The sequence below is a fragment of the Vibrio sp. CJQ_6 genome (assembly GCF_043106745.1).
Taxonomy (GTDB): Bacteria; Pseudomonadota; Gammaproteobacteria; order Enterobacterales; family Vibrionaceae; genus Vibrio; species Vibrio furnissii.
On record NZ_JBICMV010000007.1, the window covers coordinates 111,217 to 129,301 of the forward strand.

General features: G+C 45.1%; 18 protein-coding genes and 1 tRNA gene. 16 read left to right on the top strand and 3 right to left on the bottom strand.

All coding sequences use genetic code 11. The annotated features are described in order from the left end of the window. The first annotated feature begins 16 nt into the window (after nt 1-16). The 10 genes from ACF8PK_RS01195 (at nt 17) to ACF8PK_RS01240 (ending at nt 8,348) form a co-directional block, all read left to right on the top strand. Nucleotides 17-559: a DUF3332 domain-containing protein gene (locus tag ACF8PK_RS01195; RefSeq protein ID WP_238820196.1), complete on the top strand. Its 543-nt coding sequence runs from the start codon at nt 17-19 to the stop codon at nt 557-559. A 273-nt stretch (nt 560-832) separates the two neighbouring features. Next, nucleotides 833-907 (top strand) — tRNA-Gly (locus ACF8PK_RS01200). 951 nt (nt 908-1,858) lie between these two features. Then, nucleotides 1,859-2,350, top strand: coding sequence for a hypothetical protein (locus ACF8PK_RS01205; RefSeq protein WP_392439676.1), 492 nt, complete (start codon nt 1,859-1,861; stop codon nt 2,348-2,350). Next, nucleotides 2,347-2,703: a hypothetical protein gene (locus ACF8PK_RS01210; protein ID WP_148228008.1), complete on the top strand. Its 357-nt coding sequence runs from the start codon at nt 2,347-2,349 to the stop codon at nt 2,701-2,703. Before ACF8PK_RS01205 ends, ACF8PK_RS01210 begins: the two co-directional genes overlap by 4 nt. Continuing rightward, the gene (locus tag ACF8PK_RS01215; RefSeq protein WP_392439679.1) at nt 2,694-3,386 is read left to right on the top strand and encodes a hypothetical protein; all 693 of its coding nucleotides are present in this window, start codon (nt 2,694-2,696) and stop codon (nt 3,384-3,386) included. The genes ACF8PK_RS01210 and ACF8PK_RS01215 overlap by 10 nt, the downstream gene beginning before the upstream one ends. 65 nt (nt 3,387-3,451) lie before the next feature. Continuing rightward, nucleotides 3,452-4,321 carry a viperin family antiviral radical SAM protein gene (locus ACF8PK_RS01220; RefSeq protein ID WP_014257272.1) on the top strand — a complete coding sequence of 290 codons (870 nt, stop codon included), beginning with the start codon at nt 3,452-3,454 and terminating at the stop codon, nt 4,319-4,321. Nucleotides 4,322-5,007: 686 nt separating this feature from the next. Continuing rightward, nucleotides 5,008-5,730: a carboxymuconolactone decarboxylase family protein gene (locus ACF8PK_RS01225; protein WP_392439682.1), complete on the top strand. Its 723-nt coding sequence runs from the start codon at nt 5,008-5,010 to the stop codon at nt 5,728-5,730. Nucleotides 5,731-5,811: 81 nt separating this feature from the next. Beyond that, nucleotides 5,812-6,282, top strand: coding sequence for a cupin domain-containing protein (locus ACF8PK_RS01230; RefSeq protein ID WP_392439910.1), 471 nt, complete (start codon nt 5,812-5,814; stop codon nt 6,280-6,282). A 124-nt stretch (nt 6,283-6,406) separates the two neighbouring features. Further along, complete coding sequence (locus ACF8PK_RS01235) at nt 6,407-7,516, top strand: alpha/beta hydrolase (RefSeq protein ID WP_392439685.1); 1,110 nt, start codon at nt 6,407-6,409, stop codon at nt 7,514-7,516. A 220-nt stretch (nt 7,517-7,736) separates the two neighbouring features. Continuing rightward, nucleotides 7,737-8,348 carry a winged helix-turn-helix domain-containing protein gene (locus tag ACF8PK_RS01240; RefSeq protein ID WP_004728081.1) on the top strand — a complete coding sequence of 204 codons (612 nt, stop codon included), beginning with the start codon at nt 7,737-7,739 and terminating at the stop codon, nt 8,346-8,348. 75 nt (nt 8,349-8,423) lie between these two features. Here ACF8PK_RS01240 and ACF8PK_RS01245 read toward each other — a convergent pair whose 3' ends face one another. Continuing rightward, nucleotides 8,424-8,942 (bottom strand): RNA methyltransferase, encoded by a 519-nt coding sequence (locus tag ACF8PK_RS01245; RefSeq protein WP_392439688.1) that lies wholly within the window; start codon nt 8,940-8,942, stop codon nt 8,424-8,426. Between the two features lie 226 nt (nt 8,943-9,168). Here ACF8PK_RS01245 and ACF8PK_RS01250 point away from each other — a divergent pair, with 226 nt between their 5' ends. The 5 genes from ACF8PK_RS01250 (at nt 9,169) to ACF8PK_RS01270 (ending at nt 15,166) form a co-directional block, all read left to right on the top strand. Further along, nucleotides 9,169-10,275, top strand: coding sequence for a Fic family protein (locus tag ACF8PK_RS01250; RefSeq protein WP_392439690.1), 1,107 nt, complete (start codon nt 9,169-9,171; stop codon nt 10,273-10,275). Between the two features lie 142 nt (nt 10,276-10,417). Continuing rightward, nucleotides 10,418-11,893, top strand: coding sequence for an MvaI/BcnI family restriction endonuclease (locus ACF8PK_RS01255; protein WP_392439693.1), 1,476 nt, complete (start codon nt 10,418-10,420; stop codon nt 11,891-11,893). Nucleotides 11,894-11,969: 76 nt separating this feature from the next. Beyond that, nucleotides 11,970-13,679, top strand: coding sequence for a DNA (cytosine-5-)-methyltransferase (dcm, locus tag ACF8PK_RS01260; RefSeq protein ID WP_392439696.1), 1,710 nt, complete (start codon nt 11,970-11,972; stop codon nt 13,677-13,679). A gap of 201 nt (nt 13,680-13,880) precedes the next feature. Then, nucleotides 13,881-14,324, top strand: coding sequence for a DUF2000 domain-containing protein (locus tag ACF8PK_RS01265; RefSeq protein ID WP_014257280.1), 444 nt, complete (start codon nt 13,881-13,883; stop codon nt 14,322-14,324). Between the two features lie 428 nt (nt 14,325-14,752). Continuing rightward, nucleotides 14,753-15,166 carry a GNAT family N-acetyltransferase gene (locus ACF8PK_RS01270; protein ID WP_004728088.1) on the top strand — a complete coding sequence of 138 codons (414 nt, stop codon included), beginning with the start codon at nt 14,753-14,755 and terminating at the stop codon, nt 15,164-15,166. Between the two features lie 76 nt (nt 15,167-15,242). On the opposite strand, the gene ACF8PK_RS01275 is transcribed toward ACF8PK_RS01270, so the two are convergent. Continuing rightward, entirely contained in the window at nt 15,243-16,391 is a 1,149-nt protein-coding gene (locus tag ACF8PK_RS01275) for a PLP-dependent aminotransferase family protein (protein ID WP_004728089.1), read from the bottom strand. A gap of 110 nt (nt 16,392-16,501) precedes the next feature. Between ACF8PK_RS01275 and ACF8PK_RS01280 the strand changes: the two genes are divergently transcribed. Continuing rightward, a complete protein-coding gene (locus tag ACF8PK_RS01280) occupies nt 16,502-17,371 on the top strand; it encodes a GyrI-like domain-containing protein (protein WP_038152372.1) in 870 nt (289 codons plus the stop codon). A 218-nt stretch (nt 17,372-17,589) separates the two neighbouring features. On the opposite strand, the gene ACF8PK_RS01285 is transcribed toward ACF8PK_RS01280, so the two are convergent. Then, a complete protein-coding gene (locus ACF8PK_RS01285; protein WP_392439701.1) occupies nt 17,590-18,072 on the bottom strand; it encodes a peptide-methionine (S)-S-oxide reductase in 483 nt (160 codons plus the stop codon). Between the last annotated feature and the right edge of the window lie 13 nt (nt 18,073-18,085).

An 18,085-nucleotide genomic window follows, 5' to 3' on the forward strand; every position in this document is an offset into this window, starting at 1 on the left:
ATCAGTGGTGAAGGATATGAAACGTAAATCGTTAGTGATGGCAATGGCTGTCGGCTTAGGCATTAGCTCTTTAACCGGTTGTATGGGACAAATGGCAACAACGGGTCTTGTGACCAAGTTTAACTTAGAAGTGGTGGATAACCGCTACGGTCGTGAAGGCCTGTTCTTGTTACTCTCGCCTGTGTACGGTATTGCCTCAATTGTCGACCTCTTTATCGTCAATGCCGTGGAGTTCTGGACCGGTACCAACCCCATCTCAGGCAAATCACCTGCAGTGGTGGATAAACCGGCTGATACCATGTTAAAAGTGAACGACAAATTGGATAGCTCGTTGACGGAGACGCCACTCGGTAATCACTCCACCATCAAAGACACCCAATGGAAACAGATTGACGAACACACCATTGAGATGGATGTGACCTACCTCGATGGCACACAAGAAACACTGCGCGGTCAGAAAATGGAAGCGGGCGTGGCGTTTTATGTGAATAACGAATACGTCACGACGGTTTCCAATCAAGAGCTAGAGAACTACGTCGCGACGACGCGTCTGCAATAAACAACGCAGCTCATGCTGAGAACCTAAAGCCTCCCTGTGGAGGCTTTGATATTTTTTGAAGAAATAAACAATTTGTCCTGTTGGTGAATGTGGCCGCCATTAGTTGACGTTGGTGGATGTCGGTCGATAAAACACCAACGCTTCCGAGAAAACGTCCAATTCCTAACTCGCTGATGTACAATTGTTTATTAACTATGCAAACGAACGCAATTTAGTAAAAAAACGGTTTTCTTTTTCTGAGCCTGTGGCATATTAGACCCATCGCTTCGATGCGCGGGCATCGTATAATGGCTATTACCTCAGCCTTCCAAGCTGATGATGCGGGTTCGATTCCCGCTGCCCGCTCCAAGTGCTCTCCTTGATACAACATCCCTAAGTTTTAATCAGTCCCCTCACGCTTCATGGCGTGCTTTGTCGTGTTTAGAGTTCAAGCTATGGGACATCGCTTATTTTGTTGATGGCTAAGTGGCGTTTAGGGGTTAGATGCCGATAAACGAATGCTTTGGCTACTTAACTCGATTGAACTAAGCCAAAATCTACGATTTAACCTGGCCAACACTCTGCTAGTTTGTCCAAACTATAGTTTTATGAACCGTCAAGATAAAGATGTTGAGGTTTTACTTAAAACTAGAATTAGGCGCGATACTGCGTCTAGTCATTGATGTGATTGGTCTCAACGTTGATGGAAGGTCAAGGGATACTGACTGGAAACATAAAGGTTGGCGCGAGCTACATATCGCAGTCGATACTAGTACCCACAAATAGTTGTAGTATAGATGCCTAAGTAAAAGAGATACGTCGCAAAATCATGAAGATATAAGTTGATGGCGCTTATTATACAAAGAATTGTCATGATACCATTTGGTTTAAGTGAGCTGTTCGAGTATTTCGCGAAAGAACAGCATTTGGGGAGCTAGAGAATCCTCATAACGACTCCATACGGGATTATTATTTTAATCACTCTCTATCAGAGACGGAAATGTATCTAGCAAAACAGCTACTAGGTGGAAAACTAATCCAGGGAAGTTGATATGCCTAAGCCTCGGAATAAATTTACAACACTTGGACTATCTTTTGTTTCAGGTTTAATCAACATATTTCAGCCATGCATCCTCTCAGAGGTAAGTAACAAAGCCTACGTGATGAACTTTCTCGTAGAATGATACGATGATTCTGCCGAAACTTTGCTAGAACCAATTGTTTAGGTTCGTTAAGAGGCTGTCGATTGGCTAATTTTGCAAAGAAGAATGGAGAGGAAAATGTAGGGTGTATTACTAATAAAATAGTTGGATAGATGATATGAAAAACAATAAATACATAGGTGCGTTAATTTGGAAATGGTTAAAATTCACCGTTAAATGGGTTTGGTTATTAAGTATGTTTGCTCTGGGGGTATCGATATATAAATTTTTGCCACCAGCAATGTTTGAATATTCATATTCAGTGTCAGAATTGGATTTGATCGAAACTCTATTTATTATTTCATTGGTGATGTTTGTATATCACTATATAAAACTTTGTTGCTGCACCGATGCTCCTTTTATTCGTAAACTCATCAGCCCCTGGGTGCATCAAGCTCATGTGATATTAGTTTTTTTTCTTGTAGGGGGGGGCGCAGTTCTGCTTTTTGAGTTCAACATTGATGATTTTAATAAAATGCCATTGATTGATTTAGTCAGTTATGTGCTCATGTATACGGCACTCCTATACAGCTATAGTCGTTTGAGAAAATATCCACAAAAGGCCGTTATGAAAGTAGCGCCCGTTGTTAATGAAGGGGCAGCGGAATGAAACGTATCCATCTTTTAGCTGGACTTTCTTTGTTATCGGTAGGGCAAATGAGCTATGCCTTTGAACACTCTTCTGCTAAGCCAGGAGATGTTGCGTTTTTAGTATCGTCATGCCAGGAATACATAGAGTTATATAAAAAGAAAGATGAACCACGTTTTGCAGCTTACCTAACTACCTCAAAAGAGGAAAGCTTTCGTGCTGGCTACTGCCTAGGAGCTGTAATGCATGCCAATAATACTTGTCGTTATGGGCATAGTACTAATTCAGTCTATCGCTCAGCAGAAGTGATTGCTTCGATTAAAGATAGTTACTATTCAGAAACAAAATTATTGAAAGATATTGTATGCCGTTAGTCAATACCAATCAGGCGGTTCAACAGCTATTTGGGGTTGATGGTAAGCATCTCCGTTCCAAAGCGAACAGTTATTTACGCAATGGTACGATTCCATCATCGGCAGTGGTTGATGATGGATTTTCTGATTCTGATCTGGGGAAGAGAGGTAAAAATCTGCTCAAATCACAAGCAGTTGATTGTTTGTTTAATGCCTTAGTGTTGGATGCTTTTTTCAATGATACCAAGTATGTAAAAGATATCTTTGAAAACGAAAAAACGAGAACCAAAGCCGCTAAACTGTGTGAAGAAATCTTATTTGAAGCGCAATCTGTGAATGAAAGAGCAAAGTTGATCAATGAATCACAGCTTTTTCTAATTCAACTTAGTGATGAAAAATTTGAATTACGTGAGAAAAGAATCACTAGCCCGTTTACAGAGCAGCGATTACCGCAGATGGATATCGCAAATACGGGGCTATTGTACCGGTTACTTCGTTCTCAGCGTTTAGCCCTTACCTATAAAGAGTCATTGCTTCTTTGCCTATTGGAAAACGATTTTGTTGGGGCAGTGAATGTTGCTGACCAAATAGATTCGAGACTAATGGCTGAGGACCATCTGTTAGCTACGCTCGTTATACGAGTTCGCCAAGACTTTCAGGAAGCCGAATCTTTTCATTCTTTATTAAGTATCCTGCCTGACTAAATAAACGCTTTTTTGTGCAGTGCACAAATCAACACTACTCCTGACAACCAGAAGGAGTAGTGATTATGAATCATGCAAAACAATTAGTTATCAACTATCACATCACAGAAAAATGTAATTACGACTGTCATTACTGTTACGCAAAGTGGGCAAAACCAAACGAGCTTCATCGAAACATGGCTGACATGAAGTTAATGCTAAGCAGATTAGCCGACTACTTTCTTTCCCCCAATTCCATTCAGCAACAATTGGGTTACCAACGCGTTAGATTGAACTTTGCGGGTGGTGAGCCATTACTGCTAAAGCAACGTTTTATTGAGGCGTTAGACTATGCAAGAGAGCTAGGTTTTGATGTGTCGATAATTACTAACGCTCATTTAATTACTGACGAATTTATTGCTCAGCATTCTCATAAACTTCAAATGTTGGGTATTAGTTACGATGCTTGTAACCCAGAGGTTCAGCAGCAAATAGGGCGTTCGACATCATCAGGTAAGATATTATCTGCAGAACGTCTAGGATCAATTTTTCAGCAAGTAAGAGCGGTTTCCCCTCAGACAGAACTAAAAATTAATACGGTCGTCAATCAATTTAATACTAAGGAAGACTTCAACACTTTAATGGAAACTATTCAGCCTAATAAGTGGAAAGTTTTGCGTGTTTTACCTGTTTTTGATTCTATCCAAACCATTCGCGACGAGCAGTTTGATGCTTTCGTTGAACGTCACCAATCTATATCGCATTTGATGTCAGTTGAGAGTAATGACTCAATGACGAACTCCTACCTAATGCTTAGCCCGGACGGCTCTTTTTTCCAGAATGGTAACGGTTCAGATGGCTATTTTAAGAGTCGTCCTTTGATTTTTACAGAAATAGAAACAGCCTTAGCGGAGACGGGCTTTGACGTTACCAAGTTTGCGCAACGTTATAAGTAGGAGGTGATATGATCTCGAAATATGTAAACGTTAATGGCGACGTTGAAATAGAGCTCGTTGCTTCTAAGGCATCTCCAGTTACCATGGAAATGGCAAAGTTATTGATCATGAAAATATTTAAAGGTGAGGTTCGTCAAGGCACCAGAACTAAAGTGCTACAACGAAATAAAAGGTGGTTGAGCTATAGGATTAACCGACGTTACCGCTTATTAGTTAAGCGTAAGTATTCAATGGTCGGCCCGTACTACTGTATGAGTCATAACGAGTTCGATAAGTGGGTAAATCACCATTAGCTAATGAGAAGTGGAGCAATACTATTCAACGCTCCCTAAACTAAGAGATCTCTAAGGTCTGTCTGTAGATCATGGAACATGATTTCTTAGCCAAAGTGTTCGGTCGTTAGGCCGAGCACTTTGAAAGAAAGACTGATTCTATGCTTCATTCAGTTTGGAGTTTTGCTCAGCGGGCTCGTATCTGCATCGTTTCTCGTTCGATAGTTTTTCAATATGCAGGATGTTTCTGAATGTCACTTTGTGTTTGCGTTGAATTCATGATTCTCAAAAAAAGATTTGCTCAGGAAGAATAGGCAATAAATAGAAGTTTCTAGGCAATCGGTAGCGCGACCTGCCTTGGTAAATTGGATCACTCATTTCCCGATCCACATTTACTCATGGAAGGTACTTAGAATGTTGAAGCTCACCGGTTTTCGAAAGTTCTGCTCGCTCCTCATGCTGACATTGGCCTCGTGGTCCGCTACCACAAACGCCTCGGCCGCAGATGCGTTGAGTCCCAAAGATCGCGCCTTGATCCCTGTTGCAGCATTTACCGCTAGCGGTGATATCGAACAGTTCAAAGTCAGTTTGAATGATGCGTTAAATACAGGTTTAACGGTGAACGAACTCAAAGAAGTGTTGGTTCAGTTATACGCGTATGCGGGCTTTCCTCGCAGTTTGAATGGCTTAGCTGCCTTTATGACGGTGCTCGATGAGCGTCAAAGCCAAGGCATTACCGATGTGCAAGGCAAGGCGTCGTCCCCGTTGCCAACCGATGTCACGTCCTTGGCATTTGGCGCCGCCAACCAAACTCGATTAGTGGGTGCCGAAGTCAAAGGCCCGTTGTTTGATTTCGCGCCGCAAGTGGATGACTACCTCAAAGCGCATTTGTTTGGCGACATTTTCGAGCGCGATGGGTTGAGCTGGAAACAGCGTGAACTGGCCACCATTGCTGCGTTGGCCAATATGAGCGGCGTCAACAGCCAGCTCGCTGCGCACTACGCCATCAGCATGAATAACGGCGTGTCACCAGCCGAATTGACGGATTTTATCGCCGTGCTGGATGTGTTGTGTGGTGCTGAGATTGCCGCAAACGCTCAACAGGTTCTGGAACACGTCTTAAAAAACACACCTTAATCGAATCAATCCCAATCGAATGACATCCCCAATTCAATGATATCCCCAAAGGAGCAGATGATGAACAAAACAACCTCGCTGATGCTTGTGGCAGCAACGACCGTCGGAAGTTTCACGTTCAACAACGCGTATGCTGCAGATGACAATGCGCAGCACGCGTATCGCGGGCAAGATTTGCAATCGTTTGAAGGGCCAGAGAACTTATTCACTGGCAAAGTCCGTGTCGACATGCTGTTTCCTGAGAATGAAACCGCTCATTACAGCGCGGCATACGTGACGTTTCAACCCGGCGCTCGAACCGCTTGGCACTCGCACCCGGCCGGTCAGCACATGATTGTGACGCAAGGCGAAGCCTTAACGGGAACACGCGATGGCAAAGTTATTCATTTTCATCAAGGTGAAAGCGTGTGGTGTCCGCCGAATGTTGAACATTGGCACGGCGCAACACCGAATGCGGCTATGACGCACCTGGTGGTGACCGCTTCTGCGGACGGGAAAAATGTGGTGTGGAAAGAGAAAGTCACTGACGAGCAGTATTTGAGTGGGCAATAAACCATAAAGCAAGTTTGGAAGAATAGGCAATAAGTCGAGACAATCTTGCTACAGGTTCAGGGGATTCCTTTGACACAATAGCGCTATCGAAACGCCAATTCACTGTTTTACGGAGACGTTAATCATGACAACACAACACGAAATGACCGCTGCTGCCAACGCAGAAAAAGCGCCAAATGAAGGACGTCGTGACGTACTCAAATTAACCGGCGCAGGCTTAGTTGCATTAGGAGTAGGCTCAATGACTTCACACAAAGTAATGGCACAAACCGAACTCACCTTAGGTGACGAATGGGATAAAACTTTCGCGAAAAGCGACAAAGTTGACCACAAGAAAGTGACCTTCAAAAACCGTTATGGCATTACGCTCGCGGCCGATGTTTATCAACCGAAACAAACCCATGGCAAACTGGCGGCATTGGTGATCAGTGGCCCGTTTGGTGCGGTGAAAGAGCAATCTTCTGGTTTGTATGCACAGACCATGGCTGAGCGTGGCTTCCTAACCATTGCCTTTGACCCGTCTTACACTGGTGAAAGTGGCGGCGAACCGCGCAATGTGGCGTCTCCAGACATCAACACTGAAGATTTCAGCGCTGCTGTTGATTTTGTGGGACTACTGCCGAATGTTGATCGCGAACGTATTGGGGTCATTGGTATTTGTGGCTGGGGTGGCATGGCTCTGAACGCTGTTGCCATCGACAAACGTGTGAAAGCCGTTGTTGCGAGCACCATGTATGACATGACACGCGTGATGTCTAAAGGCTATAACGACAGCGTGACGTTGGAGCAACGCACACAAGCGTTAACGCAACTCGGCCAACAACGTTGGGCAGATGCCGAGCAAGGTGAACCCGCTTATGGCCCAGTATCGCTTGAGTTAAAAGGGGGTGAGCCACAATTTGTGGTGGAGTATGCAGCGTACTACAAATCGCCTGAACGTGGCTTCCATCCACGCGCGGTGAATTCGAACGCGGCTTGGACACTGACCACGCCACTGTCATTTATGAACATGCCGATTTTAACTTACATCGCCGAGATCTCACCGCGTCCGGTGTTATTCATTCATGGTGAAAATGCGCATTCTCGCTATTTCAGCGAAACCGCGTACGAAGCGGCCGCCGAACCGAAAGAACTGATGATCATTCCAGAGGCAAACCATACCGATTTGTACGATCAAATGGACGTGATCCCGTTCGATAAAATGACGTCATTTTTTCAATCGCATCTTGCATAAAAAATAGGTTAAACTATTGCCAGCTCAAGGCTAGTCAGGTTTTGGCTGGCAATAGTACGAAAGTACCAAATCTAACTCTAATAAAAAATAACCTATTCATTTTTCTAATAAAGTCATTCAAGATTCTACACAAATAGCGATATTCTCAAATGGTATGATTCAGTGAATCAAACCCTGAAACAACTTTATGAAAAATACGGTTAGTTGAGGTTGCTATTCAATGGAAACACCTAACGACAAAGTCGTCATCAACTCTCGCTTTCTGTTCGATGCGGTCGAAAAAAGCTTAACGGATGCATACGACGAAAAAATCATTATTGGCGACAATGAATCCAGAATTCTGACGCTACTGACCAGCCATCCCAATGCGGTGCTGAGTCGAGAAGATATCTATCAACAGGTGTGGGTTGAACGCGGCAACAAAGTTGATGATTCCAGCTTAACGCAGTCTATTTCGTTACTGCGTAAGGTGTTGGGAGATAAGGCCACAAATCCCGAATACATTAAAACAGAAGCGCGCATTGGTTATCGTTTCATTGCGCCAGTCGATCCGGTGTATTCAGTCATTCCACTGGAAGAGTTGGTGGAAGTGACGGAGCAAAACGTGCAGCCTGCGGCGAATACGCGTCAAACGCCGGCTTATCCCGAACAGCGCTACATCAATAGTGAATTTCGGTTGAACGATGACGAGATGCAGCGTTTTCCATCAACCCGTTGCTTGTCACAGCTCATCACGCCACTGATGGTCACCTTGATCACGGCGTTATTGCTGCTGGATTTTAATGGCGCGCAAAGCATGCTCTCTTTCCTTTATCGTCGCATTCTTGAGTAGCCATGCAGCAAGTGAAATGAAATCCGCTTGTGTTGATAGCAGATAAACAAAAGGGCCTTTCGGCCCTTTTTCGCTTTACGCGAGCGTTTTTACTTTTAAACGGTTTTTGTTGTCGCGATTGGCCGTGATTTGCGCTTGATCGTCGATCGTACCGAGCGTTTTCGCTAATCGGTCGTACATCACCACATTGACTGTTGCCGCAAGGTTCATACAGCCGTTTGTTGGAACGTAAACCACGTGATGCGCTTGGTCGACCACGTCTTGTGGCAGCGATCCGTCCTCTGGGCCAAACAGATAAATTGCGTTTTGCGGATGAACAAATTGGGGCAGTGCGGTTGCACCAACCACCAACTCGACACAGACGATTTCAACATCCGGAGCAAGGTCCGCGGTAAGGTCTTCCATCCCCACAAGGGCGATCCGTGCTTTGCTGTTGTGCGTGTCGGTCTGAAATTTCACTGCGCGATTATAACGTGTTCCGTTGTAACGCACTTGCGTTGCGTTGTAGCAACCGGCAGCGCGCATCACTGCGCCGACATTGGTTGGACTTTTCGGATTGCTCAATCCAATGATGACCGTTGATTGTGTTGTCATGACGGGGGTTCTACTTCTGTATTGCAATTGGAGCGATTGCTCGCGAATGGCGGGATTATCGCTCTTACGCCCGCGAAGTGCTAGGCCAGATGGCGTTTTACGCATTTGAGAGAGTGAATGAGGCGAATAAAACGACTAAACGAATCACATTATGATTTGATTAAGTGATTTAATCGCATTATATTTTGATGTGAATAACGATAACTTTCGCATCAGAGGTCGCATTATGTGGATTTGGCAGCAGGACAACTGGCCGCACTTCACCTGGGATTCCAACACGGTCGCCCCAATGGTGAGACAAACACGTCTGAATCAAGGTATTCTGCTGGGCAAAATCACCAGCCAGTCGCCTGATCAAAAACAGAGCATGCTGGATACCTTACTGGCGAACATCGTGCATTCCAGCGCGATTGAAGGGGAGACCCTCAACGCTTTCTCTGTGCGCTCTTCATTGGCTAACCGACTGGGTTTGACGGAAGAAAGACCGTTTCCTACGACAGAACAAACCGATGGTTTGGCGGAAATCATGCTCGACGCGGTGGAAAATTTGGATGCACCGCTGACATTAGAACGCCTATTGCACTGGCATGATCGATTGTTTCCCGAAGGCTACACGCTGTTTAATCCTGTCGTTGGCGGCCAACTCCGAGGCGACGCGCCGATGCAGGTGGTGTCTGGACGCATTGATAAGCCGACGATCCATTTTGAAGCACCGGATCGGGCGCGTTTGGACCAAGAGCTGGCCACGTTCATCGCGTGGTTTAATGACTCAAAATACGAAGCGTCGCTTGATCCGCTGATCCGTGCTGCCATCACCCATGTATGGTTTGTGACGCTGCACCCGCTAGATGACGGTAATGGCCGCATCACGCGGTTGCTGACTGACTTGGCGCTGGCACAAGCTGAACAACAGTCGGTGCGCTTTTACGCTATGTCGGTGTGTATTCTTGCCAACCGTAAAAGTTATTACGACATTCTAGAGCAAACGCAAAAAGGCGACTTAGACATCACCGCTTGGCTGGTGTGGTTCTTCAATACATTGGACGAAACCTTTGCCGAGGTGCTGAAAGAGATCGATCAAACCCTATTTAAAACTCACTTTTGGCGCAACGTGGATCAAACCAAATTAACCGCCGAGCAAGCCAAAGTGCTCAATCGAATGCTGGATGGCGATTTTGAGCAGGGCATCAACACCTCGCAATACCACAAAGTAGCAAAAGTCAGTAAACCCACCGCAACCCGTCATTTGGCCGCGCTGGTGGAATTGGGTTGCTTAGTCAAATCCGACGCCGGTGGTCGAAGTACTCGATACCGATTAGCTCGGATAATCTAAATCGTAAATGCATCGAATTGGGTATAAGCGATGCAAAGTATTAGTAAAGTGTGATGAAGTTGAACAGTTAGCACATAAATCATTGAATATACGTGTAATTAAGCATAGTGTAATTTTCCATCTCCTTTGATGTAGTTGCTCTATGTACACATTCAATCAATTTGATCACTTTTCGATTCCTAACTTTGATGAGGTTAGAAATCTATTACGTCCTCATGGTTGCGAAATAGCACTGATTAAGTCATTGCCCAAAAATGCGAATGATAAAAACCAAGTTTACTATCACTCTGATGCGAGTCTGTTGAATTCTATTTTTGACCTTAGATTCAGTGATAGGGGCGAAAGTCGCAGTGTGACAAAGCGTACTTCTGCTCCCGGAAAAGCGATTCCTCAGGCATTGTTTCATCGATTTTCTTGGCTTAGTAAGGGTGAGAAACTTTATGATGCCAAAGCTTGTAAAGCGATTATCTACGCACAATATCCAGAGGCGAGATTATCCGGATTTATTACGGAAACTGGCGAGATGCCTCGCTCAATGTCCGTTGAATATACAAAACGAGACGACCAGAAACCTAGATACCTAATTTTAGGTGCGACACAAAGTGGTCACGCGATTGCGATTATGGCAATTGATCCGGGGAAGCAATTCGTTAAAGAATTCAAAGCATTGGATACTTACTATGGTTCCAGTGTTTGTAAAGCGATCAAGATTGACTTAGGCATTGAAAATGGCAGCTTTAAGTTGCGAAAGATTCTAAAGAAGAATGTCGCTAGAAAGACGCTGCTAGGGTGTCGCTTTGACAGAAACGGAGACACTATTCCATTCACGGGAACGCAGGTACATGGCTACACTCTTGAGCATGCCTGTGGTATCAAGCCCAATGCAGATAAAAATGGTGATATTTTTGGCATAGAGCTTAAATGCTTTACACGTAAAAAACTTACATTGTTTACGCCTGAGCCAGATGGTGGACTGTATGCTAAGAGTTTTGCTGATTTCATGACTCGCTATGGCTATCTGAAAGGGGATGATTACCGCTTAACTGGTTTGCATCGAGCCTATAAAGAAAATGAAAAAACGGGTCTAACACTTAAAATTCGTTGCATACACAGTTACAAAATTAAAGATTTTGCTGGCAAAAATATCATTCGTTATGAGTCGGGTTACTATGACCCCGAAAGACCTATTACCCGCCAAATGAACCAGATGGAAGTGGTCTTAGAAGACCGTGAAGGGAATGTTGCTGCTTCGTGGTCGTTGGAGCGATTGTTGAACTGTTGGGGAGCTAAACATAATGAGGTTGTTTACTATCCAGCGGAGAAGCTCGAAAACGACGATATAGAAACTCTAACTGAAGGTTTCAAATACAAGATTCAATTTGCTGACGAAGTTTTGTGGTGTAAGGATACTAATGCAGAAAAGTTGTTTAACGCTATTCATTCAGGAACGGTGTACTTAGATCCGGCACCAAAGTTCAATCCAGCAGATCCTAAGCGTAACAAACGCCGTTCGCAATGGCGTGTTAACGACATCTATAAATCAAGCCTCGAATTGTATGAAACATCTGAACTCATACGTCTGAGTAATTGTGATTCTGAACAGAAAAACACTGTATAAATAAACATTAATGAGAAAATGGGATTTTTGTGTGATAGAATGTCACTCAAAATTCCCCTCACTGTTCCTAAATGCAATGAAAACTAATGAAATTCTAAATAGCGGAGATATCGAAGATACCCTCCGCATTGAGCGTTGTCAGCTAGAAAGCGACAAACTGTTGAAGTTACTTGTTGAAGTATACGACCAAAAGAACTTGGCGTTAAAGCTAAAACAGTTGGACTCAGGCTATGAGCAAGAAATTAGCAGAGAGAGGCTCAATCGCTGGAAAGCAGACCCCAAAAAGAATCCAATTTGTTTCAGTGAAAAGGCAATGCAAGATATACGAAGTCGCCTGCTACCCGCTAGGCCTAAGCATTGGGATGCTCCAGAATTTCATTTCATTGACTTATTTGCTGGTATCGGTGGACTAAGAAAAGGCTTTGAAGATATTGGTGGAAAATGTGTTTTTACTAGTGAATGGGATGAAAGGGCTCGTCGTACCTATCTAGCTAACCACTATGTAGACCAAGCGGAATTAGCATACTTTCTTGATAGCAAGGAAGAAAACCCTGAACGAAATGTAACATTGATGGATATCACCAACATCACTAGAAGTGGCGATGATTGCAGTGTTGAAGAGAAAAAAGAAAGTATTTTGAAACACATACCTGAGCATGATGTGTTATTGGCTGGTTTCCCATGCCAACCATTTTCTATTGCTGGTGTATCTAAAAAGAATTCAATGGGTCGAGCACATGGCTTTGACTGTGATACTCAGGGGACGTTGTTTTTTGATGTTGAGCAGATATTGTTGGCACGCCAACCTAAGTTCTTCGTTCTCGAGAACGTGAAGAACTTAAAAAGCCACGATAAAGGAAATACATTTGCCACGATAATCAAGTCGTTAGACAAGGCTGGATACAGAATTGCAGATATAACCGACCAAGGAAATGACATTGAAGAAGCGATTCGTCATGTCAGTAAGCGTAAACCTGAACCAACCATTATCGATGGCGTTCATTTTACCCCCCAACATAGAGAACGGATAGTTTTGGTGGGTATCCGTAATGACTTGGTTAATGAAGATTCTCAATTTACAGAACTGACGCTACGAAACATCGAAAAACCATCACAACGTTACACGGTAAAAGATATCCTATGTGACCTGAGTAAAGATGAAGAAAAAAAATACACTCTAACTCCAAATCTATGGAATTACCTATATCACTATGCTTTGAAACATCAGACTAAAGGTAATGGTTTCGGATTCGGCTTAATCGACCCTAACGATGACAAAGCAGTGACGCGAACTTTGTCTGCTCGATACTATAAAGACGGTTCAGAAATTTTGATCAATCACAAAGGCTTATCGCCGGAATATCTTGAGAAAAATAAAAAATATGGTATCCAAAAAAATCAAGACCGTTCAGATGCTGCCACAGCATTTGCCGAGCGCTATCGGGCTGAAAATCCTCAATGTACGGAAAAACAATACAAAGAGATGATTAAGGAGGGGGAGTCTAAATATGATACGGCTCATGGACGTTATGCGAAGGAGTTTGACTCCTTGTATAGGACGCCTCGTCGACTGACGCCTCAGGAATGTGCTCGTCTAATGGGATTTGAAAAACCGGAATGGGACCGCGAACAAAATGATACTGATTTTAGAATTGTCTGCGCAGACACAGCCGCATACAAACAGTTTGGAAACTCAGTTGTTGTTCCAGTCTTTAGAGCTGTCGCTAAACTAATGAAACCTTACATTATCAAAGCGATCCGGAATAGAGAAAGTAAAGCTGCGTAGAATCAAAAAGCCAGCCATTTTATTTGGGATACTTGTGCCCATTCATTACTTGTGTCACTCAACCAAGCGTTTTCGGCGGCGGCTTGCACAATTTTCAACGGCGACCCACCATGCAGTTGGCCGTGTTCTCAATACGGGTCTTTTGGGTCGCACATGGTTTCACACCCTTGTGGTGTTCATTGAAAAGAATTAAGGATCGTTATGATTGATTTTTCTACGTTACCTGATGAAAGCTCAAAACGTTTTATCGCGGTATTGAATAAAAAAGTGGAGATGGGACGCCTGTTTAACGCGCTGGGCCACATGACAGCGGGGCTAGTCGGTCAAATTGAAGCGGTCGATGACCTTTGTTTTCTACAATATCAAGATAAAGATGGCGGCACGCATCCGTCCATTTCTCATTATCCTTTCATCGTCTTGAAAGCAGACAACTCCAATAAAATTCGAAAAGTGCGTGAAGAACTACTGCAACGCGGTCTTCCATTCACGGATTTTACACACACCATGATTGTCGGCTCGTCTGAAGAGCAAGTGAATGCGACCGCAGAAACCGCAGAACAGGATCTCGAATACTTTGGTATCTGTATGTTTGGTGATGCCGCTGAGCTGAAAGAGTTCACCGGTAAGTTCAGCTTGTTTAAGTAAAGGTGACTTGAATCTCGTTGCACCCAAAGCCCGGCATTGACCGGGCTTTTTTACGCGGATAAATCAGCCATTTTAGTGTCTGATATCGAAAAAATCGTGATGCCGAAAACTAGCAGACAACATCGACGAATGGCTTCACAACCTGGCGAGTTAAAGGCGCTGTAAACGCGTTCGCCTTGTGAGATTTCAAACCGTTAGCACGGCGTCACACCGAGCGTGACCGTTTAAGAATCGTTACAAACAATGCGCCATTCAGCGTTCGATGAACATTGACCTTGTGACTACAATCGTTAACTATGTAATTGATTTTACGTCATAATGAAGTCAATCGTCATCAACAGGTTTAATGGAATTCATGGTGACATTGTCACGTTTCGGTTGTTCACGGGTAACCGGGTTTCGAGATTCAACACAGAGCGAGTAAAGGAATGGCCATAACATACGAAGAGAAAGTCCCAAGCCCTGCAGAATTTTGCGAGATGCGCGTCAAAGCAGGCTTATCCCCAAAGTCGTTACAAGCGGCCACCATTGCACTACCGAATAGTTTGTACGCCGTTGTCATCCGAGATGGCGACGAGTTGATTGCCATGGGGCGCGTGGTCGGTGATGGTGCGTGTAATTTTGAGATTGTCGATGTTGCTGTGGATCCGCATTACCAAGGCAACGGATTTGGACGAGAAATCATGGAATACATCGATCGTTATCTCGCATCCGTGGTGCTGGAAGGATCGTACGTGTCGATGATTGCCGACCGCCCCGAGTTTTATGAAAAACTCGGCTATACGCTGGTGGCGCCGGCAAGTCATGGTATGACGAAAAAGTTTACGCCCCGCACCGCTTAAATCGAGTCTGACACAGACGTTTTAACACAAAAAAGCCCGGCATTGTCCGGGCTTTCTCATGTGTCATCGCGAACGGTTATAGCGTGCGCAGGACCGACGTCAGACGCTCGGCGGCATCAGCCAGCTCTTGAGGCGTGGAGTTGGTGAAATTCAAACGTAGTGCGGAAGGGGCGTTATCCGGATTCGGATAGAACACGGGGCTTGGCACCACCGCCACGCCTTTCGCTAGCAGCTGTTTAGCCAGTTCAAACGTGTCGCATTGTGGAATCGTCATCCACACGAACATGCCACCGTCCACCGGGTACACTTCACATCCCGCCGGCAATTGTTTGTTCAACTCATGGCACAACACTTGGCTGCGAGATTGATACAGTTCTCGAATGCGCGTCAGGTGCTCAGGAAACTGCGGATGTTCCAATAGCGCATGCAGCAATGCTTGCATCGGTACGCTGGAGTGCAAATCTGCGCCTTGTTTCACTTTGATCATCGGCGTCAGGTATTCGCTGCGACCAGAGACCGCGCCCAAACGCAGGCCTGGTGATGCAATTTTCGAGAAAGAACGCAGTACGATCGATTTGTTCGGACAGAAATCAGAAACGAGCGGGAAAGCATTACCTTGGAAACGCAACTCGCGGTAGGGCACATCTTCAACCATCACCACATCATACGCTTCGCACAGTGCTGCCACTTTTTGGCGTGTTTCTAACGCCCAGCTAATGCCGGTTGGGTTGTGAAAGTCGGGAACCGCATAGAACATTTTCGGGTGTTGGTTGCGGAACACATCTTCCAATTCAGCCAAATCAGGGCCTTGTGGCGTCTGTGTTACCGTCACAATCTCAGCTTCCACCAAACCAAACACCTGCATGGCGCCTAAGTAACTCGGGGCTTCCATCACGACTTTGTCGCCAGGGTTGATGTAGGCGCGAGCAATCAAATCGAGGCCTTGTTGAGAACCGGTACACACCATGACATCGTGGGTTGCTGGCAAATCAAAATACTGTTTCAAAAACGCAATCAGTGGACCATAACCTGCGGTTGCACCATATTGAAAAACCTCAGGTTTTTCTGCCAGACCGGCTAAAGTGTCGCGCATCAGATCGATGGGGAATGTTTTTTCATCTGGCAAACCGCCAGCAAGAGAAATGACGTTTGGATCACTTGCCGCAGCCAAAATTTCACGGATGTAAGAGGACTTGATCTGTTGCAGTGAACGGGCGATTTCCATATGTGCTTCCTGTATTTATGCTTTTTTTATCTTTCGAATAGTACGACTCGTTGCGTATTTTTGTTTGTCCATTTATGCTCAAATAATTGTCCATTTATGCGATCTCAGCGATGAATCAACAGCACGTCTCTCGAATTAACGATATTTTGTATTATATCCATCAAGACATCACCAATGACTTATCCGCTCGACGTCTGGCGGACTTAGCGGCCTATTCAGAACAGCATTTTCATCGTGTATTTAAACAGGTTGTCGGTGAGTCGATTCATCAATACATTCGCCGCACGCGCATGGAGTACGCGGCCAATCAATTGATGTTTGATGACAGCGCCTCGGTGATTGATATCGCCAACAAGTGCGGGTTTAGCTCGCTTTCCTCATTCTCAAAAGCGTTTAAGGCAACGTTCCATATGTCGCCGGGCAATTGGCGACTGGGTGAGCAGCACCTCGACAGTCAACCTTATTTGAAGGATCCCGAAGTGGCGGCGGGCTACAATCGCGTTGCCAACCTCGATCTACCGACACCGAAAATAGTGGAAACCAAAGAGCGTTTCACGGCATATGTGCGCCATCAAGGCTATAATCGTTCGATCCAGCGCGCGTGGTTGGTATTGAAAGCGTGGGCGAAAGAAGAGGGGCGCCCGTTTGATCAGCATTTTGGCCTGCATCACTCCAATCCCGCTTGGGTTGAATTGAATCAATGTCGATACGTGGCATGTTTGGCAATTGAGGAACCACTGAAAGTACGTGGCGTGGTGAATCAAATGACGATTCCGGGCGGGTTACATGCCATGTTCCGGCTGCATGGCGTGTATGGTGAGTTGCTGCCACAAGTCAGCAAAATCTTTGAGCAATGGCTGCCCACCTCGGGTTATAAGCTGCGTTCGACACCCGCTTATGTCCACTATCACAAGAACCATTTTCTGGCTGAAGATGAGCGGTTTGAAATTGATTTCTATCTCCCCATCAGTTTCTTCTGATTCAATTCGTATCTGTGAGTCATCGACACGCAAAAAAAAAACACGCCAGGGGGCTGGCGTGTACCTAAGAGAAGCGGTGTAAGAAAAGGACATGGACCTTAAATGGAGTAATGCGTAAACAAGACTCGTGTTTAAGCCTTTGTACAGTAACGTCGCCGTCTTACAGAATTGTTGCGGAATGAAGAAGATTTGGATCTCCCTTCGCCGCTAACCACTTGTTATTGCTTCGGATTGCGATATTTGTGCAGCACATCGAGTGGAATGTGGCAATAATCGCTTGGGAAGCGCGTCAGGCGATCTTGATGTTCATCATCGCTTTTTACGTAGTTCGTCAGCGCCAGCACTTCAACCGCGATGCGGTCGGCATCCGGGCGTTTGGCGATGTACTCGGCGGCATGTTTTAGGTGCTGCGAGTTGTGGCTGTAAACGCCAGTGCGATATTTCGGGCCAACATCGATACCTTGTTTGTTGATGCTGTAAGGGTCGATGATTTCAAACAAGTAATCCATCAACTGCGCAATGCTGACTTGCGCAGGGTCGAATTGGATGCGCACGCACTCGGCGTAGCCATCATATTCACTTTGTGTGGTTTCGGTGGTGCCATTGGCGCGTCCGGCTTCGGTCAGTGTCACGCCCGGCAAATGGCGCATAAATTCTTGAACGCCCCACAGGCAGCCGCCCGCTAAATAAATCTCTTCCATTGTTTACATCTAC